This window comes from Variovorax ginsengisoli (assembly GCF_030486595.1).
Classification (GTDB): domain Bacteria; phylum Pseudomonadota; class Gammaproteobacteria; order Burkholderiales; family Burkholderiaceae_C; genus Variovorax; species Variovorax ginsengisoli_B.
The window spans coordinates 121,153-142,616 of the sequence record NZ_JAUJZH010000009.1 but is presented as its reverse complement, the minus strand read 5'-3'; the positions used below and the strand labels follow the sequence as shown (position 1 = coordinate 142,616).

General features: G+C 67.3%; 23 protein-coding genes. 12 read left to right on the top strand and 11 right to left on the bottom strand.

All coding sequences use genetic code 11. The features are described 5' to 3' along the window. Positions 1-21 precede the first annotated feature (21 nt). The 7 genes from QZH52_RS14725 to QZH52_RS14695 form a co-directional block, all read right to left on the bottom strand. Complete coding sequence (locus tag QZH52_RS14725; RefSeq protein WP_301810287.1) at positions 22-624, bottom strand: hypothetical protein; 603 nt, start codon at positions 622-624, stop codon at positions 22-24. A 21-nt stretch (positions 625-645) separates the two neighbouring features. Beyond that, a complete protein-coding gene (locus QZH52_RS14720) occupies positions 646-1,488 on the bottom strand; it encodes a DUF2092 domain-containing protein (protein ID WP_301810284.1) in 843 nt (280 codons plus the stop codon). 34 nt (positions 1,489-1,522) lie between these two features. Then, positions 1,523-1,987, bottom strand: coding sequence for a hypothetical protein (locus QZH52_RS14715; RefSeq protein ID WP_301810282.1), 465 nt, complete (start codon positions 1,985-1,987; stop codon positions 1,523-1,525). A gap of 106 nt (positions 1,988-2,093) precedes the next feature. Beyond that, positions 2,094-3,140 (bottom strand): phospholipase D-like domain-containing protein, encoded by a 1,047-nt coding sequence (locus QZH52_RS14710; RefSeq protein ID WP_301810281.1) that lies wholly within the window; start codon positions 3,138-3,140, stop codon positions 2,094-2,096. Positions 3,141-3,208: 68 nt separating this feature from the next. Then, entirely contained in the window at positions 3,209-3,514 is a 306-nt protein-coding gene (locus QZH52_RS14705; protein WP_301810280.1) for a hypothetical protein, read from the bottom strand. 22 nt (positions 3,515-3,536) lie between these two features. Then, positions 3,537-3,734, bottom strand: a complete 198-nt coding sequence (locus QZH52_RS14700) for an OmpA/MotB family protein (protein WP_301810277.1) — start codon at positions 3,732-3,734, stop codon at positions 3,537-3,539. A gap of 223 nt (positions 3,735-3,957) precedes the next feature. Further along, positions 3,958-4,872 (bottom strand): LysR family transcriptional regulator, encoded by a 915-nt coding sequence (locus tag QZH52_RS14695; RefSeq protein WP_301810274.1) that lies wholly within the window; start codon positions 4,870-4,872, stop codon positions 3,958-3,960. Positions 4,873-5,001: 129 nt separating this feature from the next. On the opposite strand from QZH52_RS14695, the gene QZH52_RS14690 reads away from it, so the two are divergent. From QZH52_RS14690 to QZH52_RS14660, 7 genes are all read left to right on the top strand, one after another. Continuing rightward, complete coding sequence (locus QZH52_RS14690) at positions 5,002-6,270, top strand: aromatic ring-hydroxylating dioxygenase subunit alpha (protein WP_301810272.1); 1,269 nt, start codon at positions 5,002-5,004, stop codon at positions 6,268-6,270. Between the two features lies 1 nt (position 6,271). Further along, entirely contained in the window at positions 6,272-6,742 is a 471-nt protein-coding gene (locus tag QZH52_RS14685; RefSeq protein ID WP_301810269.1) for an aromatic-ring-hydroxylating dioxygenase subunit beta, read from the top strand. An 8-nt stretch (positions 6,743-6,750) separates the two neighbouring features. After that, a complete protein-coding gene (locus tag QZH52_RS14680; protein ID WP_301810267.1) occupies positions 6,751-7,068 on the top strand; it encodes a non-heme iron oxygenase ferredoxin subunit in 318 nt (105 codons plus the stop codon). Positions 7,069-7,077: 9 nt separating this feature from the next. Next, positions 7,078-8,292 carry an NAD(P)/FAD-dependent oxidoreductase gene (locus QZH52_RS14675; RefSeq protein ID WP_301810265.1) on the top strand — a complete coding sequence of 405 codons (1,215 nt, stop codon included), beginning with the start codon at positions 7,078-7,080 and terminating at the stop codon, positions 8,290-8,292. A 26-nt stretch (positions 8,293-8,318) separates the two neighbouring features. Beyond that, positions 8,319-9,023 carry a fumarylacetoacetate hydrolase family protein gene (locus QZH52_RS14670; RefSeq protein WP_301810263.1) on the top strand — a complete coding sequence of 235 codons (705 nt, stop codon included), beginning with the start codon at positions 8,319-8,321 and terminating at the stop codon, positions 9,021-9,023. Between the two features lie 14 nt (positions 9,024-9,037). Then, positions 9,038-10,192, top strand: a complete 1,155-nt coding sequence (locus tag QZH52_RS14665; protein ID WP_301810260.1) for a cupin domain-containing protein — start codon at positions 9,038-9,040, stop codon at positions 10,190-10,192. Positions 10,193-10,265: 73 nt separating this feature from the next. Further along, positions 10,266-10,520, top strand: coding sequence for a hypothetical protein (locus QZH52_RS14660; protein WP_301810258.1), 255 nt, complete (start codon positions 10,266-10,268; stop codon positions 10,518-10,520). Positions 10,521-10,630: 110 nt separating this feature from the next. On the opposite strand, the gene QZH52_RS14655 is transcribed toward QZH52_RS14660, so the two are convergent. Both QZH52_RS14655 and QZH52_RS14650 read right to left on the bottom strand, forming a co-directional pair. After that, positions 10,631-11,248: a hypothetical protein gene (locus QZH52_RS14655; RefSeq protein WP_301810256.1), complete on the bottom strand. Its 618-nt coding sequence runs from the start codon at positions 11,246-11,248 to the stop codon at positions 10,631-10,633. Between the two features lie 307 nt (positions 11,249-11,555). Beyond that, entirely contained in the window at positions 11,556-12,923 is a 1,368-nt protein-coding gene (locus QZH52_RS14650; RefSeq protein WP_301810254.1) for a homoserine dehydrogenase, read from the bottom strand. On the opposite strand from QZH52_RS14650, the gene QZH52_RS14645 reads away from it, so the two are divergent. The 5 genes from QZH52_RS14645 to QZH52_RS14625 all read left to right on the top strand — a co-directional run bounded on the left by QZH52_RS14645 (position 12,922) and on the right by QZH52_RS14625 (position 19,051). Beyond that, positions 12,922-13,416 (top strand): hypothetical protein, encoded by a 495-nt coding sequence (locus tag QZH52_RS14645; protein ID WP_301810252.1) that lies wholly within the window; start codon positions 12,922-12,924, stop codon positions 13,414-13,416. The genes QZH52_RS14650 and QZH52_RS14645 overlap by 2 nt on opposite strands. Before the next feature lie 142 nt (positions 13,417-13,558). Beyond that, positions 13,559-16,084 (top strand): nitrite reductase large subunit NirB, encoded by a 2,526-nt coding sequence (gene nirB, locus QZH52_RS14640; protein WP_301810249.1) that lies wholly within the window; start codon positions 13,559-13,561, stop codon positions 16,082-16,084. An 18-nt stretch (positions 16,085-16,102) separates the two neighbouring features. Continuing rightward, positions 16,103-16,447 (top strand): nitrite reductase small subunit NirD, encoded by a 345-nt coding sequence (gene nirD / locus QZH52_RS14635; RefSeq protein WP_286520365.1) that lies wholly within the window; start codon positions 16,103-16,105, stop codon positions 16,445-16,447. A 50-nt stretch (positions 16,448-16,497) separates the two neighbouring features. Further along, complete coding sequence (locus QZH52_RS14630) at positions 16,498-17,310, top strand: formate/nitrite transporter family protein (protein WP_286531049.1); 813 nt, start codon at positions 16,498-16,500, stop codon at positions 17,308-17,310. 13 nt (positions 17,311-17,323) lie between these two features. Further along, positions 17,324-19,051, top strand: coding sequence for a bifunctional protein-serine/threonine kinase/phosphatase (locus tag QZH52_RS14625; protein ID WP_301810242.1), 1,728 nt, complete (start codon positions 17,324-17,326; stop codon positions 19,049-19,051). 72 nt (positions 19,052-19,123) lie between these two features. On the opposite strand, the gene QZH52_RS14620 is transcribed toward QZH52_RS14625, so the two are convergent. Beyond that, on the bottom strand, positions 19,124-19,546 hold the full coding sequence (locus tag QZH52_RS14620; RefSeq protein ID WP_301810239.1) for a Cd(II)/Pb(II)-responsive transcriptional regulator: 423 nt from the start codon (positions 19,544-19,546) through the stop codon (positions 19,124-19,126). Positions 19,547-19,632: 86 nt separating this feature from the next. Beyond that, entirely contained in the window at positions 19,633-21,426 is a 1,794-nt protein-coding gene (locus tag QZH52_RS14615; RefSeq protein ID WP_301810236.1) for an ATP-binding protein, read from the bottom strand. Between the last annotated feature and the right edge of the window lie 38 nt (positions 21,427-21,464).

Sequence of the window (21,464 nt, the reverse complement as noted above, 5' to 3'; positions counted from 1 at the left end):
CGCGCGCGACTCGGGAGGCCGTCAGGGCGCCGCGACGACGCTGTAGTAGACGCCGTTGGCCCCGAAGGAAGGCCGGAACCAGGAACCGCCGACCTGGTAGTACGTGACGCCGCCGCGGTCGACATAGGTCGCCCCGGCCGGCAGCGTGGAAAAGTCGGCGCCCAGCGGGTAGGCCGGGATGGTGTTGGCCCGTGCGATCGCCGCGCCGGCGACCGCGCCCGCTGCCAGCCCGACCGCGGCGCCGGCGGCCACGGCGGCGCCGCAGTCGTAGTAGCAGCCCGGGTGGTAGTACGGCACGCCCACGGGTCGGTAGTACGGCGCGTAGCCGCCGTATCCATAGGCCGGTGGATGGTAGGTGGTGAAGCCGCCCGCCGTGGTGTGCACGGCGCCCATTCCGTAGGCGCCCGTCGTCGTGCCACCGAAGCGGTTCGTGTGGCTCGTTCCTCCATACCAGCTGTGTGTCGTGCTGCCGCCGAACGCGTTGTCGTGCGTGAAGCCACCGAATCCGCCGACCGTACGGCCCCCCCACGCGTTGGCACGAGCCCACGCCGCCGCCGTCGTCGGGAATCCCGTGGCCAGCAGCGCGGCGGACACCAGGAGAGGAATGGCATTCCGTGGAATCATGTCGAAGATCCTTTCGGCCCGTCAGGAAGGCTTGGCCGGCCTGCCGCCCTTGCCCTTGGGAGATGCCGGCGCGGCGTGCGGGGCGGCCAGCGGAATCCTGCGTGCGTTGGCCGCGTTGACCGATGCGAAGGCGTCCGCGGCCACGACCGGGTCGAGTCGCCACTTCGAAAGATCCACCTGGTGGCGAAGCAGCAGCGGGTCGCCGCGGTAGGTCGCGCGCAGCCGGCGTGGCAGCTTGTCGTCAGCGCCGATCCAGATCTGCATGAAGAGCTCGTCGCTGACCACCGCGATCACGTCGGTCGTCGTCCCGTCCACGGCCCTCGAGTCACCGACGTAGAACGCCTTGGTCAGACCTTCGCTGAGATTCTTGAAGGGATCGGCCCCCAGCACGTCGGCGAACGGAAAATAGATCGCCGCATTCTTGAAGGCCGCTTCGAGTGCTGCATCCAGGGTGGGCGGCGCGGGCGCGATCGCCACGAGGTTCTCGGACGGTGCGAACGCGGCGAAGGTCTTGCCGTCGTAGTAGTACTCCGAGGCCTTGCCGTCGCCGCTCGTGATCACGCGCAATTTGTCCGGTCGCTGCACCAGCACCTCCGAGATGGTCGAGAAGACCAGCGCCGGGCCGATGGCCGTGGGGGTCTCGTAGCTGGCCACGGCGGTGAACATCATGGACGAGGCCCCGGTCAGCGCGCCGCTCATGGCCCGCAGCAGATCCATGGCCTTGGCTTCGAGCTGCGGCGCGGCCGGCGCGACCCGGGTCCGCTGCGCCGGACCGTCGGTCCGTGCCTGTTGCGCTTGCGCCCCGACCACGCAGGCCAGGCTCGCTGCCAGGAGAACGGCCCGGATGCATGGACGCTGCTTCATTGCGTGCCCTTTGCGTATCGCCGGCGTCGCGCCGCTAGCGCCGGAAGCCGATGAAGGCGGGGCCGCCCCAGCCGCCCCAGCCACCCCAATCCATCTCGTTCATCTGGGCGGCCTCGAGGTTGTTGTTGCTCAGCTGCTTGGCGACGCGCAAGCGCTGGTAGTCCTGGTATTGGGTCGCGCCGCCCACGTACGCCACGTTGTTCATCGCATCGGGCAGCACGTAGTAGGTCGCCCCCTGGTAGGTCACGGGGCTGACCTTGTCCTTGGGAAGCTTGGCGAGGATCGCCTGTTGGTCCGGCTTCTTCGGGGTGATCATCTTGAACCCGGCGGCGATCGCCAGGTTGTCGTTGTTCAGGGCATCGGTGGTTGCGCAGCCCGCCGCCATGGCGACCAGTGCCACCGCGGCGACTTTCTTCAGGCAACCGAAAAGCTGCTGCACGGGGTTTGGACCATCTTTGATCACCGAACTGGCCATCGTGGCTGCGAGAAGTGTGCTCATGACTTTCCTTCGTTGGCGCGGCGATCGATTCTGGAAGCGGCGACGCGGTAAAACCAGCCGGGCGGCCACGTATGTCCACGTACGTGGTGTGCGGCGCTGAATTGGATCAGTGCTTTCCCTTGACCTTGTGGTGCCCCTTGGCGGTGGTCGCCGCCTGCTCGACGGCGTCGCCGCTGCCGTCCAGCACCAGGTGGCTGGGATCGAGCTGGCGCTTCTGCAGGTCGTGCAGCAGGCCCGCATCGCTGAGGTCGATCTTGTGCGAAGAGGCCCAGTCGCGCTGGGCGGTCTCCGCCAGTCGCTGCACGGTGCCTTCGTGCTCGGTCTCGATCGCCAGCTCACGCCGGCCGTCGAAGCTGCCGGGCGCCAGGTTGATCGAGCCCACGATGGCGCGCTTGCCGTCGGCCAGCATCATCTTCGCGTGGAGCTTGAGGTGCTTCATGGTGTGCACCTTGGCACCGACGTCCTGCAGTATGCGCAGCCCGCCGACGCCCTCGATCAGCTTCTCGGCCTTGAGCGAATGCGGCGGCTTGGTCAGGATGTGGACCCTTACGCCCCGGCTCGCCGCACGCACCAGCCGCTCGATGATGACCATGTCCTGGTAGCGCTCGTTCTGGACCCAGAGCGAGTCCTGGGCGCCATCGATGAACGCGGCGACGCGCTGGCGGCCGTTGTCGGGGCACCAGATCAGGCGCGACTCGGGATGCGGCGTGAAGTCTTCGTGCGCCCAGTCGGCGTCGAAGCAGTCGACCATCTCGCGGGTCTCGAGGTCGTGCGTGGTGAGGACCGCGTAGTCGCGCGTCTCGGTCAGGTCCTTGGGCTCCCAGTTCAGCGATTCCACGAAGCCAAGCTGGTTGTCGATGACCATCGACTTCTGGTGCGTGAGGTCGAACTTCGGATTGCTGTCGCGCACCTCGATGCCCGCATCCACAAGCGCCTTGCGCGCGGCTTCGTTCTCGGTCTCGCCGCTGCGGCGGGCCGGGTTCAGCATCACGCGCACCTTGACGCCGCGCTGCTTGGCGGCGATGACCGCGCCGATCAGCGTGTCGTCGGTGAACAGGAACATCCGGATGTTCAACGCCGACTTGGCCGCGTTGATTGCGTCCAGGATCGGCTTGGCGGTGTCGTCGGGCAGAACGATCAGTCGATGGGACATGGCGGGCCTCCGTTTTCCAGGCGGGAGCGGCTGCGGCTGCGGCCGCCTCGGCGCAGCGTCGCCGGCGTTCAGCGCGCGTTGATCACGTCGGACACGACGCCGTTCTCGTTCACCGTGCAGTTGATGTTGCGCTGGCCGGCGCCGATGCTCAGCGTGACGACGTAGACGCCCTCCTGCATGGTCTGCGAGTCGTAGAGCGGCTTCACGTCCTCCTTGGGCACCTTGCGGTCGCGCGAGACCGCATCGATGCAGCTGGTGCGCGAGACCTGCGGCGACATGAAACCCGCGAAGATCGGCGGTGGCTGGTAGTTGGCGCAGCCGGCAATGCTGCCCAGCAGGAGGGCGGCAGCGGCCTTGAAACGATGACTGGACATGTTGACTCCCAAGGGGTGGCCGCTACGGTCGGTTGGCAGCCAAGATGACGATCTCGACGCGCCGGTTCTTCGCCCGGCCCTGTGCCGTGTCGTTGCTCGCGGCCGGATGGGCGTCGCCGAAGCCCTGGGCCGCAATGTAACTCGGAGGCACGCCCTTCGCCGTGAGAAAGCGCGCCACGTGGTCGGCGCGTGCCGACGAGAGCTCGAGGTTCGACTTCATGACTTCTCCTCGGTGGTTGATCGATGAGGCAGGCTCATGCGTGCCCCAGGCCGGTGGCCGGCCGTCTGTGCACCGGAGCCAATCCGATGCTAGGCCGCAGGCCGGGCTTCGCCCATCCGTGCGCCCACGCACTGGCACGTACGTGGACGCCCCGCGCGCCATCGGCGCACCAGTTCCGTGCAGCTGCCGCGGGCCATGGGCCGTCTGAACGGACCCGGCCCCCTCAATCGGCCGCGCCTTCCCCGTGCAGGCGGATGATCAGCGAGCGCAGCCAGGCGATGGCGGGATCCTTGTTGTAGCGCTCGTGCCAGAACAGGTTGATCGCGATTTCCGGCAGCTTGGCCGGATGGCCGACGTAAGACAAGGCGAAGGGTTCCGCCAGCGCTTGCGCGAGCCGCTCGGGCACGGTCGCCACCAGGTCGGAGTCGTGCAGGATGTGTCCGACCGCGACGTAGTGCGGGACGGTGAGCACCACTCTTCGAGCCACCTTCCTGCGGGTCATGAATTCGTCCGCATTTCCATGGCCGGTGCCTTCCGAGATCACGACGACATGCTCGGCGGCCGAAAATGCCGCGAGCGAGATCGACCGCTTGTCCAACGGGTGGCCGCGCCGAAACATGCACACGTACTCCTGCTTGAACAACCGGCGCTGGAAATAGCCGGCCTTGAGTTGCGGCAGCAGGCCCATCGCCAGGCTGACATGGCCCGCCTCCATCTCGTCCTGCAGGTTGACCGTGGCGCTGCGCACCGTGCTCAGCGACACGTGGGGTGCGAGGCGCTTGAGCTCCTTCATCAGCTTGGGCAGGAAGTAGATCTCGCCAATGTCCGTCATCCCGATCCTGAAGGCCCGCGTGGAGGTCTCGGGATCGAAGGTCGCGCGTTGGTTGATCGCCAGGTGGATGACCGACAGCGCCCGTTCCGTGGGCTCAGCGAGCTGCTCGGCGAAGGGGGTGGGTTCCATGCCCTTGGGCGTCCGGAGAAACAGCGGGTCCCCGGTCAGCTTCCGCAACCGGGCCAGGGCGTTGCTCACCCCGGGTTGCGACAGGCCAAGGCTCTCGGCCACCTTCGACACCCGTCGGTCGATGAGCAGCTGCTGGAAGACGACCAGCAGGTTCAGGTCGATGTCCTTGAGTTCCAAGCCGGCCCTCCATTCTCAAAATCAATATGAACTATTGCCGATATTCTATTGAACGATGGTGACGAACTGCGGATGATTGCCCTACCCGCGATACGCAGGCCGTCCCGCACGGCCTCACAGGAGACAAACATGGATGACAACGCGACAGCAGTGTTTCCCCAGAAGATCCACTGGGAAGACAAGGGAACCAGCCGGATCCCCTTCATGGCCTACACCGAGGCCGACCAGCACAAGCGAGAGCTCGAGCGCCTCTTCTACAAGGGCCATTGGTGCTACGTCGGCCTGGAGGCTGAAATCCCGGAGATCGGGGATTTCAAGCGCACCGTGGTCGGCGAGCGCTCGGTCATCATGGTCCGCGACGCCGAGGACGCCATCAGCGTGGTCGAGAACGTGTGCGCGCACCGGGGCATGCAGTTCTGCCGTGAGCGCCACGGCAATCGCAAGGCTTCGGGCTTCACCTGCCCCTACCACCAGTGGAACTACTCGCTCACCGGGGATCTGCAGGGCGTTCCCTTCCGCCGCGGCGTCAAGCAGGATGGCAAGGTCAACGGCGGGATGCCTGCCGACTTCAAGCCCGCCGACCACGGCCTCAACAAGCTGAAGGTCGCAACGCGCGGCGGCGTGGTGTTCGCCTCCTTCGATCCGGAGGTCGAATCGCTCGAAGACTTCATGGGACCACAGATCCTCGGCTACTTCGATCGCCTGTTCAACGGCCGCAAGCTGACCATCCTCGGCTACAACCGGCAGCGCATCCCGGGCAACTGGAAGCTGATGCAGGAGAACATCAAGGACCCCTACCACCCGGGCCTGCTCCACACCTGGTTCGTGACCTTCGGCCTCTGGCGCGCGGACAACAAGTCCGAACTTCGCATGGACCGCCATCACCGCCACGCGGCGATGATCTCGACCCGGGGCGCGAGCGGCAAGGCCGACCAGGTCACGCAGGTGTCGAGCTTCAAGGAGAGCATGGCGCTCAACGACCCCCGCTTTCTCGACATCGTGCCGGAGCCGTGGTGGGGTGGTCCGACGGCGGTGATGATGACGCTGTTCCCGAGCGTGATCTTCCAGCAGCAGGTCAACAGCGTCTCCACGCGGCATATCCAGCCCAGCGGCCCGGGCGCCTTCGACTTCGTCTGGACGCATTTCGGCTTCGAGGACGACGACGCAGAAATGACGCAGCGCCGGCTGCGCCAGGCCAACCTGTTCGGCCCGGCCGGCTTCGTGTCGGCCGACGATGGCGAAGTCATCGAGCTTTCGCAGAAAGGCTTCGAGCAGAAGCCCTTCCATCGAACACTGGCGGAACTCGGCGGCCGCGAGGTCGGCGACACCGACCACATGGTGACGGAGACGCTGATCCGCGGCATGTACGAATACTGGCGCAAGGTCATGGAGGCTTGAGATGAACTTCCAGGACTACTTCGACCTGAACCAGCTCTACGCCAGCTACGCCAGCGCCGTGAGCTCCGGCCAGTGGGAACTCTGGCCCGAATTCTTCACCGAGGAATGCAGCTACCGGCTGCAGCCGCGCGAGAACTTCGAACGCGGCTTTCCGCTCGCCACCCTCTCGTTCGAGAGCAAGGGCATGCTGAAGGACCGCGTCTACGGCATCCGCGAGACGCTGTTCCATGATCCCTACTACCAGCGTCACGTGGTAGGTGCACCAGTCATCCTGAAGGCCGAGGTGGACCGCTTCGAATGCGAAGCCAACTACGCGGTCTTCCGCACCAAGCTGTCCGAACTGTCGTCGGTCTTCAGCGTCGGCCGCTACATCGACACGGTCGTTCGCACCGAACAAGGACTGAAGTTCGCATCCCGGCAGGTCATCTACGACAGCGAGATGATCCCCAACTCGATCATCTACCCGCTTTGAGGACAGTCATGAGCGATTCCCAATGGACCGACGCTGCGCCTCTGGACGAGGTGCCCACGGACGACGTGATCGGCGTCAAGGTCGATGGCCGCGACATCGCGCTCTACAACGTCGAAGGCGAGATCTACGCGACCGACAACATCTGCACGCATGGCCACGCGCGCTTGTGCGAGGGCTTCCTGGAGGGCCACGAGATCGAGTGCCCCCTGCACCAGGGACGATTCGACGTCCGGAACGGCGCCCCCATGTGCGCACCCCTGACCGAAGCGATCCGCTCCTATCCGGTGAAGATCGAGGCGGGCCGCGTGTTCCTGTCGCTCGCCTGATTCGCCGCCATGAGCACCGAGACGATCGTCATCGTGGGCGGCGGCCAGGCCGGCGGCTGGGCCGCGCAGACCTTGCGCGCCGAGGGCTACAAGGGCCGGGTCGTGCTAATCGGCGACGAACCCCATCGGCCGTACGAGCGTCCGCCGCTGTCGAAGGCGATTCTTTCGGGTGATGCCCACGCCGACACGGCCTACCTGCAGAAGCCGGAGGCCTTCGATGCCCTGGGGGTCGACTGGCGACCGAACGCGACGGCGGCGGCCATCGACCCGACGGCCAAGCAGGTGCGACTCGCCAACGGCGAGTCCGTCGGCTACGACAAGCTGATTCTTTGCACGGGTGGGCGTGCCCGCCGACTGACCATTCCGGGCGCCGACCTGCCAGGCGTTCACACGCTGCGAAACCTCCAGGATGCGGCGTCGCTCGGTGCCGAGTTGGTGGCCGGCCGTCGCCTGCTCGTCATCGGCGGCGGATGGATCGGCCTCGAGGTGGCGGCCACGGCGCGCAAGAAGGGCATGGAAGTCACGGTCGTGGAGGCCATGAGCCGGCTCTGCGAACGGACCGTTCCCCCCGGGATTTCCAGCTACCTGCAGCGCCTGCACACCTCCCATGGCGTCCGGATCGAGCTCGGTGCCGGCGTCGAGCGACTGGCAGTGTCGGCGAACGGATTGAGCGCAACCCTGAGCGACGGGCGCGAGATCGGCTGCGACACCGTGCTCGTCGGCGTGGGCCTGATTGCCAACGACGAACTCGCGCGCGAAGCCGGGCTGGCGTGCGACGGCGGCGTCTGCGTCGATACGCAGTGCCGGTCGTCGAACCCCGACATCCTCGCCGCCGGCGACGTTGCCGTCTGGCACAGCGAATGGGCCGGCCGGCGCATTCGGCTGGAGTCCTGGCAGAACGCGCAGGAGCAGGGCATTGCAGCCGCGCGCTCCGCACTCGGGACCGATGTCACGCACCAGCCGCTGCCGTGGTTCTGGTCCGACCAGTTCGACGTCAATCTGCAGATCTACGGCATGCCCGCGCTGCAGCACCAGGTGGTCGTCCGAGGCGACCCGGACTCGAATGCCTTCGTGATGTTCTTTCTCGATGGCGACCACGTGATGGCGGCATTGGGCCCCAATTCAGCGCGCGACCTGCGGTTTGCGCGGCGCCTGATCGAGCGCCGCACCCCTGTCGATCCGGGGCAACTCGCCGACCTCCAGGCAGCGCTCGCCAAGCTGTAGCTTCACCCTCTTCTTTTGGAAAACTCATGACCACGACCTATCTCTGGACGCCTCCCGCCGTCGCCTCGCTGCCAGTGCGCGGCAAGGCCGAGCGCCTGCCCGTCAACCGACTCTTCTTCGTCGGCCGCAACTATCACGCGCATGCGGTCGAGATGGGACGCCCGGTCGACAAGTCGGTCGAAGTCCCGTTCTATTTCACGAAGAGCCCGTCGACGCTGGTGGAGTCCGGCGCGACCGTGGCCTACCCGCCCGAGACGAAGAACTATCACCATGAGATGGAACTGGTGGTGGCCATCGGGACGCCGGGCTTCCGCGTCAAACGTGAAGACGCTTCCAAGCTCATCTACGGCTATGCCTGCGGCCTCGACATGACGCGCCGCGACCTGCAACTCGTCGCGCGCGACAAGGGCCGGCCATGGGACCTCGGCAAGGACGTGGAGCAATCGTCCGTGGTGTCCGAGATCGTGCCGATGCCGGGCAAGGTGCTCGAGACCGGCGCCCTGACGCTGAGCGTCAACGGCCAGCCACGCCAGACCTCCGACCTCGACAAGCTGATCTGGAACATCCCGGAACTCATCGAGGACCTGTCGAAGTTCTACCACCTGCAGCCGGGCGACCTGATCTTCACCGGAACGCCCGAAGGCGTGGGCCCCTTGCAGCCTGGCGACCGCATCGACGGCAGCGTCGCCGGCGTCGGAGAGATCGTGCTCAACATCGGTCCGGCCGAATAAAGTCCGGAGTTCCCATGACCGACGACACCGCCCCGTCTCCCGTTCGCCTCAAGGCTGTCGCCGGTCCGGGTCAGCCTGACCCGAATCCGGCGCTGGAAGCACTCTATCGCGGCTTCGAGGCCGAGCTGCTCGTGCCGCTCTGGACCGAGATCGGCGACCTGATGCCGAAGCACCCGCGCAGCAAGGCGATGCCGCACCTCTGGCGCTGGGACCGGCTGCTGGAGCTCGCCGGCGAAGCCGGGCGCATCGTGCCCGTGGGCCGCGGCGGCGAGCGGCGTGCGATCGCGCTGGCCAATCCCGGGCTGGGTGGCCGCCCCTTCGCGACGCCTACCTTGTGGGCCGCCATCCAGTACCTGATGCCGGGCGAGAACGCGCCCGAACATCGCCATACGCAGCATGCGTTCCGGTTCGTCGTCGAAGGCGAAGGCGTCTGGACCGTGGTCAACGGCGACCCCGTGCGGATGTCCCGTGGCGACTTCCTGCCGCAGGCCGGGTGGAACTGGCATTCGCATCACAACGCAGCCACCGCGCCGATGGCGTGGATCGACGGCCTCGACATCCCGTTCTCCTACCTCACCGAGTCCCAGTTCTTCGAGTTCGGACGCGAGCGGGTCGCGAGTTCCGAGATGGGAACGCCCGATCGGTCGCGCTCCGAGCGCCTCTGGGGCCATCCCGGACTGCGGCCCCTGTCGCAGCCCGAGTCGCCAAGCGCCACGCCGCTCCTGGCCTACCGTTGGGTGGACACCGATCGGGCGCTCGCCGATCAGCTCGCGCTCGAGGCCGAGGGCCACGCCGGCACCATGAGCCCCGGCCATGCGGCGGTGCGCTTCACCAATCCGAGCACCGGCCGCGATGTGCTGCCAACCATCCGGACGGAAATGCACCGCATCAAGTGCGGCGCCAGCACGGTGAAGCGGCAGGAAGTCGGCTCTTCGGTGTTCCAGGTGTTCGAGGGCAGCGGCACCGTCAAGGTCGGTGAGCGCGAATGGTCGGTGAAGCGCGGAGACATGTTCGTCGTGCCTTCGTGGGCGCCCTTCAGCGCGCAATGCGACACGTCCGCAACCTGCCTCGACCTGTTCCGGTTCAGCGATTCCCCGATCTTCGAGGCGCTGAACGCCCACCGCTCGACCACGATCGACGGCTCTTCAACACTCGAAGCGCGCGGATAGCGCTAGCGCGTCAGCGCTATTTCCAAGAGGGATTCTTGCCGTCCGGGAAGGTGAACCGGAGGTCGAGGACTCGATGTATCACGTCGTGCTGGCCCTCGGTCCGATCTGCCCGTCGCGGCGAGCAGCTTACGCCGGCGCGCGCCGCGACATCTGCTGCCGCCATCGCTGCGCAGGCGAAGGCCCGCGTGTCTTGGCGGAGACTTCTGAGGACGCCCTGCGCGATGTGTTCGGCGCGCGCGACGGGCCGAAGAGCCTGCTCGACGCCTGCGAATCGAACTTCGGCGCAATTGAAAGCGTCGCACTGGAACAAGCGCAGTCGCCGACCTGAAGGACCGATCGAATTGGAGATCATGGATTTCTCCACCCTTTCTCCCCATGGAGACTTCTTGTCGCGCCGCGCGCCGGCGTCCTGACGCCTGGCTCGTCGAGCCAACCGTCCTAAAGCAGACCCGCGCCTTGCGCAGCGTCCAGCACGGTGCGGGTCAGTTCTTGAAACTGGGCGCCGAAATCGGACGACGGCGACGCAGCGAAGGTCGAGGTCCACACCATCCGCCCATTGCGGACATCGGTAACGCGCCCCGTCGCTGAAAATCCGGTAGCCCCCCATCCGCCGATCGGGGCACTCAGACCGATTCCCCCGCCACCGCCGCGCCCGAAGCTGAAGCCACCCACCCCGACGGAGATGCCCGAGCCCATCGACGTCGTGGCAGGCGTCAGGCTCAAGACGAAAACGGCCTTTGCGCCCGCCGCATTGGCGCTGGCGGCCAACTGCCCTTCCCAGTCGCGAGGGTTGAGCGCCGTCGTTTCCAAGGGGGCCCCAACCGCACGCACGCCTCTGGCCTCCAGTGCTCGCCGGAGGTTGTCCTGGCACTGCGCCCGGGACGCGAGGTCGAACGAGTCGCACGCGACAAGAACCTTGCCATCCCTCAGAAAGCCCGATCCCGGCCCCAGCGCGGGATCGATCCATTCGCCCCAACGCTGCGGCGGCGACGCACACCCGGCGAACAAGAGCGCCGCCCAAACTGCGATCCATGGAGAAGGTTGCCGTTGCTTCATGTTGAACCCCAGGTCCGTTCGAAGGATTCCCTTGAGATGGTGTCCAGGAAGAAGAGTCGCCGCGAGATCAAACGAACAATGCGACCTGGCGCGGCACGTCGGCGTAGGACTGCTCCTCTTCTCGCGATGGCCTGCATGACGTCGCTTGAGCACTGCCATGAACGCCTCGACCGACGCACCGGCGGCTGCAGCGTTGGGGACGTCAGCGCCAGCCACCGTCCCATTCGCTCAGGTGAGCCAGCGCGCCCTCCCAAGGTCCGGTTTGCTCTTTGATCTGCACTACCTCCATCGCCGCGCAAGCGCTGAATCAGCGGCCCAGTTCCTCCACCCGCAGCCCGACGATCGCGCCGGCCACCGACGGATGGCCCTGCAGCGCACGCACAGCCAGGTCCACCGCGCCCTGCGCCACCGCATCCGTCAACACCAGCGCCTGCGGGCCATGGCCTGCCCGTGCGCTGGCCAGCAGCACCCGTCGCACGGGCACGCCCTGCGCCGCCAGCACGGCCCCCACCGCCTCGACCTGCGATGCGGCCTGCAGCGGCACCCGCAGGTAGTGCGCGCTGCACACGGCTGCGCGCGGCAGCACCGGCAGCGCCGTCATCGCATGGGCATGAAAACCCAGGTGCGGCACGCGCTGCGCCGCATGGGTGCCGTCCAGCCGCGCCACGTCGACCAGGTCGGCGATCACGGCCGATGCGGTCTGCTCCGATCCGGCGCCCGCGCCGTAGTACATCGTGAGTCCCGCCGCATCGGCCTTGACCATGATTGCGTTCATCGACCCATCGACCTGCGCCATCAGGTGCGCAGCAGGCACCAGCGCCGGCTGCACGCGCAGCTCCACGCCATCCGCCCGGCGTCGCGCGATCCCCAGCAGCTTCACCCGATAGCCCAGTTGCTCCGCGCCGGCCACGTCCTGCGCCTGCAGGGCAGCGATGCCCTCGACCTGCGCATCCGCGAAACGCAGCGGCATGCCGAAGGCATTGGCGGCCAGCAGCGTGAGCTTGTGGGCGGCGTCGACACCCTCGATGTCGAAGCTCGGATCAGCCTCGGCATAGCCCAGCGCCTGCGCCTGCGCGAGCGCGCTGCCGAAGTCGATGCCCTCGTCACGCATCTTGCCGAGGATGAAATTGGTGGTGCCGTTGATGATGCCCGCCACCCATTCGATCCGATTCGCCGTCAGGCCCTCGCGCAGGGCCTTGATGATCGGGATGCTCACGGCCACGGCCGCTTCATAGGCCACGCTGACGCCGCGCTGCCGAGCGGCGGCGAAGATCTCGCCGCCATGCACCGCGAGCAGCGCCTTGTTGGCCGTGACCACGTGCTTGCCGTGGGCGATGGCCGCCAGCACCCAGTCGCGCGCCGGCCCGGTCCCGCCGGCCACTTCCACCACGACGTCCACATCGGGATGGGTCGCGACCTCCAGCGGGTCGGCCGTCAATGCGGCCTTGCCGTCGACGATGGCCGCGGCCCGCACGAGGTCGCGGGCCGCGACGATCACCACCTCGATCCCTCGCCCCGCCCGCCCGGCGATCTCGGCCTGGTTGCGCGCCAGCACCCGGAAGGTGCCCGAACCCACGGTGCCGATGCCGATCATGCCGACGCGCAGGGGACGGGTCGCCGCGGGAAGGCGGCTGCGGGACTCACACTCGAAGGACTGGACTGGATCGCGGTACATGAAGATCTCCGGACGGACGAACAAACAGAAAACCCAGCTGCCAGAGCTGGGTCGGATTCGTTCGGGGGAGAGCGAGAACACCAGGTGGCTGCCGAAACGGCCACCTGCGCGTGCTCAGGTGGCCGCGGTGGTAATGGTGGTAATCATTCGTGAACCCAATGCCCCATTCGCCCGAGTGAAGGCAGGCGACATCATGCGGCCCATGAGGGCGGCGCTCGATGCGGCAGGGATGAATTGGCACGACATGGGCAGTCAGTGTACAGGAGCCCGCGCCACCGACCTCCTCCGCACCAAACAGGCGAGCGCTGCGCCACATCGGCGCACGGTGCCCGGCTTCCAGGGCCGATCACGCGCGCTTTCCCCGCAGAAGCACGACCCGCGAGGGCAAACCCCGCAGGCACGGTTGTTGCTTGAATCCCTTCGCTGTTCCGCCGACACCGTTGTCGCGGATTTTTGCAGTGCCTCCGCTAACGATGGCGAGGGATCCGAGTGAACCGAAAGCAACGACGCCGCCGGTTCGCCTGTTCCAACCCAAGTCGCATCCGTTCCACGCGGGGGCCCGCTGCCACCGGCTGAGCTACAGCCAGTCATGGTGGCCTGCACCCCGTCACGGGCGGTTGCGTGCAGGATCCGACATGAAAATCGCAGTGATTGGCCACGGCATGGTGGGCCACAAGTTTCTCGAGCAACTCCACGAACTCGGGCTCTCGCAGGCGCAGGTCACCGTGCTCTGCGAGGAGCCTCGGCCGGCCTACGACCGGGTGCACCTGTCCGAGTTCTTCGCCGGCAAGACCGCCGAGGACCTGTCCCTGGTCGAGCCGGGCTTCTTCGAGCGCACCGGTTTCAGCCTGAAGCTGGCGGCCAGGGCCGTGGCCATCGAGCGGCGCAACAACACCCTCACCACGGCCGACGGCGAAGTGGTGCACTACGACAAGCTGGTGCTGGCCACCGGCTCGGCGCCCTTCGTGCCGGCGGTGCCGGGCCGCGACCGCCCCCACTGCTTCGTCTACCGCACCATCGAGGACCTCGAGGCCATGAAGGCCAGCGGCGCCCGCTCGAAGACCGGCGTGGTCGTGGGCGGCGGCCTGCTGGGCCTCGAATGCGCCAAGGCGCTGCGCGACATGGGCCTCGAGACCCATGTCGTCGAATTCTCGCCGCGGCTGATGGCGGTCCAGGTCGACGAGGGCGGCGGACGCGCGCTGCGCAGCAGCATCGAGGGCCTGGGACTGCACGTGCACACCGGGCGCAACACGGTCGAGATCACCGACGGCGCGAGCGCGCGCCACCGCATGGTGTTCGCCGACGGCACCCACCTGGAGACCGACATGATCGTGTTCTCGGCCGGCATCCGGCCGCGCGACGAACTCGCGCGCCAGTGCCTGCTGGCGGTCGGCCCGCGCGGCGGCGTGGCGATCGACAGCCACTGCCGCACCAGCGACCGCAATGTCTACGCGATCGGCGAATGCGCCGCGTGGAACGAGCAGACCTTCGGCCTGGTCGCGCCGGGGTACGACATGGCCCGCGTGGCCGCCCGGCACATCGCCGGCCAGGACGACGCCGCCTTCACCGGCGCCGACATGAGCACCAAGCTCAAGCTGATGGGCGTCGACGTCGCCAGCATCGGCGACGCCCACGGCAAGACGCCCAGGTCGCGTGCCTACCAGTACGTCAACGAGCACAAGCAGATCTACAAGAAGATCGTGGTCAGCGAAGACGGCAAGCAGCTGCTGGGCGCGGTGCTGGTCGGCGATGCCACCGAGTACGGCACCTTGCTGCAGATGGCGCTGAACGGCATCACGCTCCCGGCCGACCCGGAATTCCTGATCCTGCCTTCGAGCGACGGCAAGGCCAAGCCTGGCCTGGGCGTGGATTCGCTGCCCGACAGCGCCCAGATCTGCTCGTGCAACAGCGTCACCAAGGGACAGATCTGCGCGGCCGTCAGCGAAGGCGCCTGCACCACCGCCGAACTCAAGGCCTGCACCAAGGCCGGCGCCACCTGCGGCGGCTGCGTGCCGCTGGTCACGCAGGTGATGAAGGCCGAGATGGCCAAGCGCGGCCTGGCGGTCGACAACCACCTGTGCGAGCACTTCGCCTATTCGCGCCAGGAGCTCTATCACCTGATCCGCGTCGGCGAGATCCGCAGCTTCGAGGACCTGCTGGCCAGGCATGGCAAGGGCCTGGGCTGCGCGGTCTGCAAGCCCACCGCCGCCAGCATCTTCGCGTCGTGCTGGAACGAGTTCGTGCTCAAGAAGGACCTGGCCCCTCTGCAGGACAGCAACGACTACTTCCTCGGCAACATCCAGAAGGACGGCAGCTACTCGGTGGTGCCGCGCATGCCCGGCGGCGAGGTCACGCCCGAAGGGCTGATCGCCGTCGGCCAGGTGGCGAAGAAGTACGGCCTCTACACCAAGATCACCGGCGGGCAGCGGGTCGACCTGTTCGGCGCCCGGGTCGAGCAGCTGCCGCCGATCTGGGAGGAACTGATCGCGGCCGGCTTCGAATCGGGCCATGCCTACGGCAAGTCGCTGCGCACCGTGAAGAGCTGCGTCGGCTCGACCTGGTGCCGCTTCGGCGTGGCCGACAGCGTGGGCCTGGCGGTCGAGCTGGAGAACCGCTACAAGGGCCTGCGGGCACCGCACAAGATCAAGTTCGGCGTCTCGGGCTGTACCCGCGAATGCGCCGAGGCGCAGGGCAAGGACGTCGGCATCATCGCCACCGAGCGCGGCTGGAACCTCTACGTCTGCGGCAACGGCGGCATGAAGCCGCGCCATGCCGAACTGATCGCTTCCGACCTGGGCAAGGAAGAGCTGGTCCGGCTGATCGATCGCTTCCTGATGTTCTACGTCCGCACCGCCGACCGCCTGCAGCGCACCAGCACCTGGCGCGACAACCTGGAGGGCGGCCTCGACTACCTGAAGGGCGTGCTGATCGAGGACACGCTGGGCCTCGGCGCCGAGCTCGAAGCCCAGATGCAGCACGTGGTCGACACCTACCAGTGCGAGTGGAAGACGGCGGTGAACGACCCGGTCACGCGCGCGCGCTTCCGCTCCTTCGTCAACAGCGAGAAGCCGGACGAGCACATCGTCTTCGTGCAGGAGCGCGGCCAGATCCGGCCGGCTCGCAGCGAGGAACGTGCCGATGCCGATGCCGCCACCGCCTGAACACCCGAGGACTTCGAGATGACCACCAACGAATCACGCCACTGGACCGCCGTCTGCGCCGACGGCGACATCTTGCCCGATACCGGCGTGTGCGCCCTCGTCGAGGGCGTGCATGTCGCGATCTTCCGGGTCGGCCGGCAACAGGCGCTCTATGCCATCGACAACGTCGACCCGAAGGCGGGCGCCAGCGTGCTCTCGCGCGGGCTGGTGGGCAGCATCGGCGAACGCATCGTCGTCGCCTCGCCGCTCTACAAGAACCACTTCGACCTGCAGAGCGGCGAATGCATCGAGGCGCCCGAGCACTCGGTGCGTGCCCATGCGGTGCGCGTGCAGGAAGGCCGCGTGCTGGTCGCGCTCGCCTGATCCCCGCCGCCTCGCAGCTTCACGACTTTTCCACTTTCCAAGGAATCCCCATGGCCTACCTAGCCCCTGCCGAGTTCGTGACCAAGATGGTCGATGCCGGCGAATCCAAGCTGCTGATGTCGACCCGCGACACGCTGATCCGCGCCTACATGGCCGGCGCCATCCTGGCGCTGGCGGCCGCCTTCGCCGTGACCGTGTCCGTCAACACCGGCAACGCGCTGGTCGGCGCGATGCTGTTCCCGGTCGGCTTCATCATGCTGTACCTGATGGGCTTCGACCTGCTGACCGGCGTCTTCACGCTGGTGCCGCTGGCCGTGCTCGACAAGCGCCCCGGCGCCACCTGGCGCGGCTGCCTGCGCAACTGGGGGCTGGTGTTCGTCGGCAACTTCGCCGGCGCGCTGACGGTCGCGGTCTTCATGGCGATCATCTTCACCTTCGGCTTCAGCGAGGCGCCCAATGCGGTCGGCGAGAAGCTCGGCCACATCGGCGAAGGCCGCACCCTGGGCTATGCCGCGCACGGCGCCGCCGGCATGCTGACCTTGTTCATCCGCGGCGTGATGTGCAACTGGATGGTGTCGACCGGGGTGGTCGCCGCCATGATGTCGACCACGGTGTCCGGCAAGGCCATCGGCATGTGGATGCCGGTGATGGTCTTCTTCTACATGGGCTTCGAGCATTCGATCGTCAACATGTTCCTGTTTCCCACCGGCCTGCTGCTGGGCGGCAAGTTCACGCTGATGGACTACCTGATCTGGAACGAGATCCCCACCGTGCTGGGCAACCTGGTCGGCGGCCTGACCTTCGTCGGCGCGACCCTGTACGCGACCCACTACAAGACGGCGCCGAAGCGGGTCGTGGGCTGAGCGCAGCGCCTTCATGGGCAGCGCCTTGCGCGTGACGCTCGGCCAGCATTCGCTGGCCGGGCCGGGGCCGGTCAACCAGGATTTCCACGGCGCCATGCTGCCGGAAGGATCGCTGCGGACGACCAAGGGCATCGCGATCGCGATCGCCGACGGGATCGGCTCCAGCCGCGTCAGCCAGGTCGCCAGCGCAGCGGCGGTGCGCGGCTTCCTCGACGACTACTACGCCACCTCCGAGGCCTGGTCGGTGCGCCGCTCGGCCCAGCGGGTGTTGGGCGCCACCAACGCCTGGCTGCATGCCCAGACCCTGCGCAGCGACGCCCGCTTCGACAGGGACAGCGGCTACGTCTGCACCTTCAGCGCACTGGTCCTCAAGGGCCGCGACGTGCACCTGCTGCACGTCGGCGACGCGCGAATCTACCGCCTGCATCCGCAAGCCTTGGAGCAGCTCACGGAGGACCACCGGGTCCACCTGTCGTCGGTCGAGTCGTACCTGTCACGCGCCCTGGGGGCGGGCCCCAACGTGGAGATCGACTATCGCTGCTGGGAAGCGGAAGTCGGCGAGGTCTACCTGCTGGCCACGGATGGCGCCTGGACCGGCCTCGACGCCCGGGCGGTGCACCACGCACTGGCCCGCTGCGGCGACGACCTCGACGAAGCCGCCCGCCTGCTGACGTCGAACGCGCGGAGCGGCGACGACCGCACGGTCCAGCTGCTGCGCATCGACGAACTCCCGGCGGCGGACGCCGCGCAGCTGCAGTCGCAGCGCCAGGCGCTGGCGATCCCGCCCGCGCTCGCCCCGCGGGCGCGCTTCGAGGGCTTCACCCTGGTGCGCGAGCTTCAGGTCAGTGCGCGCAGCCACGTGCACCTGGCGCTGGACGACGCCCGCGGGCACCCCGTGGTGCTCAAGCTTCCGTCGGTCGACCTGCGCGACGACCCCGACTACCTGGACCGCTTCGTCCTCGAGGAATGGGTGGCACGGCGGGTCGACAGCCCCCACGTCGTCAAGGCCGGCACGATCGAGCGCGTGCGCGGGCACCTGTTCGTCGCCATGGAGTACGTCGATGGCCAGACGCTGGCGCAATGGATGGTCGACCATCACAGGCCTTCGCTGGACAGCGTGCGCAGCATCGTCGAGCAGCTGGCCAAGGGGCTGCAGGCGCTGCATGGCAAGGAGATGCTGCACCAGGACATCCGGCCCGAGAACGTGATGATCGATCGCGCCGGCACCGTGAAGATCATCGACCTGGCATCGACGCACGTGGCGGGCCTGGCCGACAGCTCTCGGGACCGGCGCGCGCTCGCCATCGCCGGCACCTTGCAGTACACCGCGCCGGAGTACTTCATCGGCCAGGGCGGCAGCATCCGCTCCGACCTGTTCTCGCTGGCCGTGATCGTCTACCAGATGCTGACCAGGCAATTGCCGTACGGCCTGCAGGCTTCACGCGTTCGGTCGGCCGCCGACGCGAAGCGCCTGCGCTACGTGCCGCTGCGCCACTTCCGGCCCGACCTGCCGGCCTGGGTCGATGCGGTGCTGCAAAAGGCGCTGCACCCGGACCCTGCCCGGCGCCAGCAGGCGGTGTCCGAGTTCGCGCATGATCTGAAGGCGCCGGGACCGGAGTTCCTGCGGCCACGGAACTCGCCGCTGGCCGAGCGGCATCCGGTGCGGTTCTGGCAGTGCGCCACCGCGCTGCTGGGCGTGGTCACGGTCGTCCTGCTGGGGCTGCTGGTGGCGGGGAAGTGAGTCCCGCAATTCTGATCAGTTGAGGACAGAGCAAAAACTGCTTCGCAGTTTCTTGGTCTGTCCCGCAAGGTCTCAGGAGTGACAAACACAGGCCTCGCCGTGCGCCGCCGACACCAGCTCGCTCAAGATGCCGCACTCCTGGGTGGCGTGCGGCTGCGAGCAGCGCCCGCGCAGCACGGTCAGTTGCTTCTCCAAGGCCTTGAGGCTCTTCAGGCGGGCGCGCACGCGCTCGATCTGCTCGTCGACCAGCTGGTTGATGTCGGCGCAATCCTGCTGTGGCGTCGCCGCGAAATCCAGCAGCCTCTTGATGTCGCTCAGGGGAATGTCCAGCGCCCGGCAATGGCGCACGAAGGACAGGCCCTCCAGGTGTGCCTGCCCGTAGGCGCGGTAGCCGTTGGGCTGGCGCGCCGGCGCCGCCAGCAGGCCTGCCCGTTCGTAGAAGCGGATGGTGCCGACGTCGACACCGGTTGCATTGCTCAGGTCGCCGATCTTCATGGTGTCGTGAGATTAAGCGAAGACATGCTCCATTCTTCCAATAATGGCGTCAACCATAGGGACGTTGGGGCGGGGGCCATGCGTTTTCAATCGCCCTGGACGGCGATCGGAATCGTGAATCTGAACAGGGCACCGCCGCCGGCCCGATGCGAAGCCCAGAGCCTGCCGCCGTGCGCCTCGATCAGCTTGCGGCAGATGGCCAGGCCAACGCCCAGTCCACTCGCCTTGGTCGAGTAGAAGGATTCGAAGATCCGCTCCAGATCGCCGTTGGCGATGCCGGTGCCGGTGTCCGCGACCTCCACCTGGATCTCGTCGCCCTCGTTGCGCATGACGGACACGCCGATGGCGCGCTCGCCGCTGCCATGCCCGATCGCATCCATCGCATTGCGCAGCAAATTGAGCACCACTTGCTGCAGATGAATCTCATCGACGATGACCGGCGGCAGCCGGCTCGCCTCCGACAGGCGGATCTCGATGTCGCGCAGGTCGCAGTCCATCTTCACCATGCCGATGCATTCGGCGATGGCACGCTGGATGTCGATCAGCTTCGGTTCCAGTTCGTGCCGCTGCACCATGTCGCGCATGCGTGTCACCACCTCGCCGGCGCGAGTGGCCTGCCCGATGACCTTGTCCAGGAGTTCCGACACCCGCGTCATGTCGGGCGCAGACTCGCCGGCGCGCCGGCGTGCCGCGAGCGCATAGTTCTCGATGGCGCCGAGCGGCTGGGTGATCTCATGGGCCAGTGCGACCGACATTTCGCCCGCCGTATGGACCCGCACGAGATGCGCCAGCCGCTCACGCCAATGTGCCGCCTCGACCTCCGCGGCAAGCTTCCGGCGTTCGGCCGTATCGCGTGCATGCAGGCTGCCGAACACTTCGGCCAGCAGGCTGACGCCGGGCATCAGCGCCTCCGGCCATTCGTGCGCGCGCTGCGTGCTGGCGATGGCCAAGGCGCCCGTGACCCCGACCGGCACGGAGATCGGCACCACCAGCAGCGAGCGCACCCCGGAGGCCTGCAATGCAGCGCGATCGCCGTCGGCTTCGGGCGGCAGTTCGCTCACCCGAGGCAGGCGCACGATGTTTCCCGCCGCCAGTCGATGCATGATCCAGGGCAGATCGGGTGGTTCACCCAGGGTCGAAGGCGGCGCGAAGCCATCCGCATGCCAGCGCTGGACCGCGCGAAACATGAGGTCGCCAGATCCGCGATCCCAGAGGCCGATGCGCTCGGCCTCCATGAACCGTCCGATCTGGCGCAAGCCGATTCCGATCGCGACTTCCGACTGCCCGGGCTCGGCCAGCACCAGGGACGCCAGGATGCTGCTGGCCAGTCGCTCGAAGCCGATCGCATGGTCGAGCTGCTCCTGCGCATGCTTGCGTGCGAGGGCGCTACCGAAGACATTCGCCAGCAGCCGCATCCGATTCAGAAGATCTTCCGGCCAGCGGCGCTCCGCGCGCACGCAACCGAAGCTCAGCGCGCCATGCAATTCGCCCGCCACGATGATCGGCATCGTCACGTGCGATTTGAGGCCGATGCTGCGCAAGGTTTCCTTGTCGACGGTTGCGTCGGGCGGAAGGTCGTCGAGACGCTCGAACACGACCGGCCTGTTGGCCATCATCATGTCGAGAGACCAGGGAGCGAATTCGCGCGCCGACACATTCGTCATCGCGGGCCCGATGCCTTCCGCCGCGAACGAATGGGTGACCTGCATCCGCCCGCTCAAGGGAAAGACCCGACTGAGGGTGGATCGATCGATGCCGAGCGTCGAGACGATGCGCGCCAGACTGTCGTGGATGGCACCGTCGATTTCCCCGGGGCACAGGGCGATGAATCTAGCCGACAGATCCGACAGGAGCCGTTCGAAGCAAAGGAGGTCGTGCATGGAGACCGGCGCCGGCCCTTGCACCCGGGCCGCGGTCG

Coding starts and splice junctions, on each gene's coding strand:
- QZH52_RS14700 (WP_301810277.1), bottom strand. CDS start 3,734: ATGAAGTCGAACCTCGAGCTCTCGTCGGCACGCGCCGACCACGTGGCG.
- QZH52_RS14685 (WP_301810269.1), top strand. CDS start 6,272: ATGAACTTCCAGGACTACTTCGACCTGAACCAGCTCTACGCCAGCTAC.
- QZH52_RS14670 (WP_301810263.1), top strand. CDS start 8,319: ATGACCACGACCTATCTCTGGACGCCTCCCGCCGTCGCCTCGCTGCCA.
- QZH52_RS14630 (WP_286531049.1), top strand. CDS start 16,498: ATGGCCTACCTAGCCCCTGCCGAGTTCGTGACCAAGATGGTCGATGCC.
- QZH52_RS14655 (WP_301810256.1), bottom strand. CDS start 11,248: ATGAAGCAACGGCAACCTTCTCCATGGATCGCAGTTTGGGCGGCGCTC.
- QZH52_RS14665 (WP_301810260.1), top strand. CDS start 9,038: ATGACCGACGACACCGCCCCGTCTCCCGTTCGCCTCAAGGCTGTCGCC.
- QZH52_RS14675 (WP_301810265.1), top strand. CDS start 7,078: ATGAGCACCGAGACGATCGTCATCGTGGGCGGCGGCCAGGCCGGCGGC.
- QZH52_RS14680 (WP_301810267.1), top strand. CDS start 6,751: ATGAGCGATTCCCAATGGACCGACGCTGCGCCTCTGGACGAGGTGCCC.
- QZH52_RS14715 (WP_301810282.1), bottom strand. CDS start 1,987: ATGAGCACACTTCTCGCAGCCACGATGGCCAGTTCGGTGATCAAAGAT.
- QZH52_RS14725 (WP_301810287.1), bottom strand. CDS start 624: ATGATTCCACGGAATGCCATTCCTCTCCTGGTGTCCGCCGCGCTGCTG.
- QZH52_RS14615 (WP_301810236.1), bottom strand. CDS start 21,426: ATGCACGACCTCCTTTGCTTCGAACGGCTCCTGTCGGATCTGTCGGCT.
- QZH52_RS14620 (WP_301810239.1), bottom strand. CDS start 19,546: ATGAAGATCGGCGACCTGAGCAATGCAACCGGTGTCGACGTCGGCACC.
- QZH52_RS14705 (WP_301810280.1), bottom strand. CDS start 3,514: ATGTCCAGTCATCGTTTCAAGGCCGCTGCCGCCCTCCTGCTGGGCAGC.
- QZH52_RS14645 (WP_301810252.1), top strand. CDS start 12,922: ATGAAGATCTCCGGACGGACGAACAAACAGAAAACCCAGCTGCCAGAG.
- QZH52_RS14690 (WP_301810272.1), top strand. CDS start 5,002: ATGGATGACAACGCGACAGCAGTGTTTCCCCAGAAGATCCACTGGGAA.
- nirD (WP_286520365.1), top strand. CDS start 16,103: ATGACCACCAACGAATCACGCCACTGGACCGCCGTCTGCGCCGACGGC.
- QZH52_RS14650 (WP_301810254.1), bottom strand. CDS start 12,923: ATGTACCGCGATCCAGTCCAGTCCTTCGAGTGTGAGTCCCGCAGCCGC.
- QZH52_RS14720 (WP_301810284.1), bottom strand. CDS start 1,488: ATGAAGCAGCGTCCATGCATCCGGGCCGTTCTCCTGGCAGCGAGCCTG.
- QZH52_RS14710 (WP_301810281.1), bottom strand. CDS start 3,140: ATGTCCCATCGACTGATCGTTCTGCCCGACGACACCGCCAAGCCGATC.
- QZH52_RS14625 (WP_301810242.1), top strand. CDS start 17,324: ATGGGCAGCGCCTTGCGCGTGACGCTCGGCCAGCATTCGCTGGCCGGG.
- QZH52_RS14660 (WP_301810258.1), top strand. CDS start 10,266: ATGTATCACGTCGTGCTGGCCCTCGGTCCGATCTGCCCGTCGCGGCGA.
- nirB (WP_301810249.1), top strand. CDS start 13,559: ATGAAAATCGCAGTGATTGGCCACGGCATGGTGGGCCACAAGTTTCTC.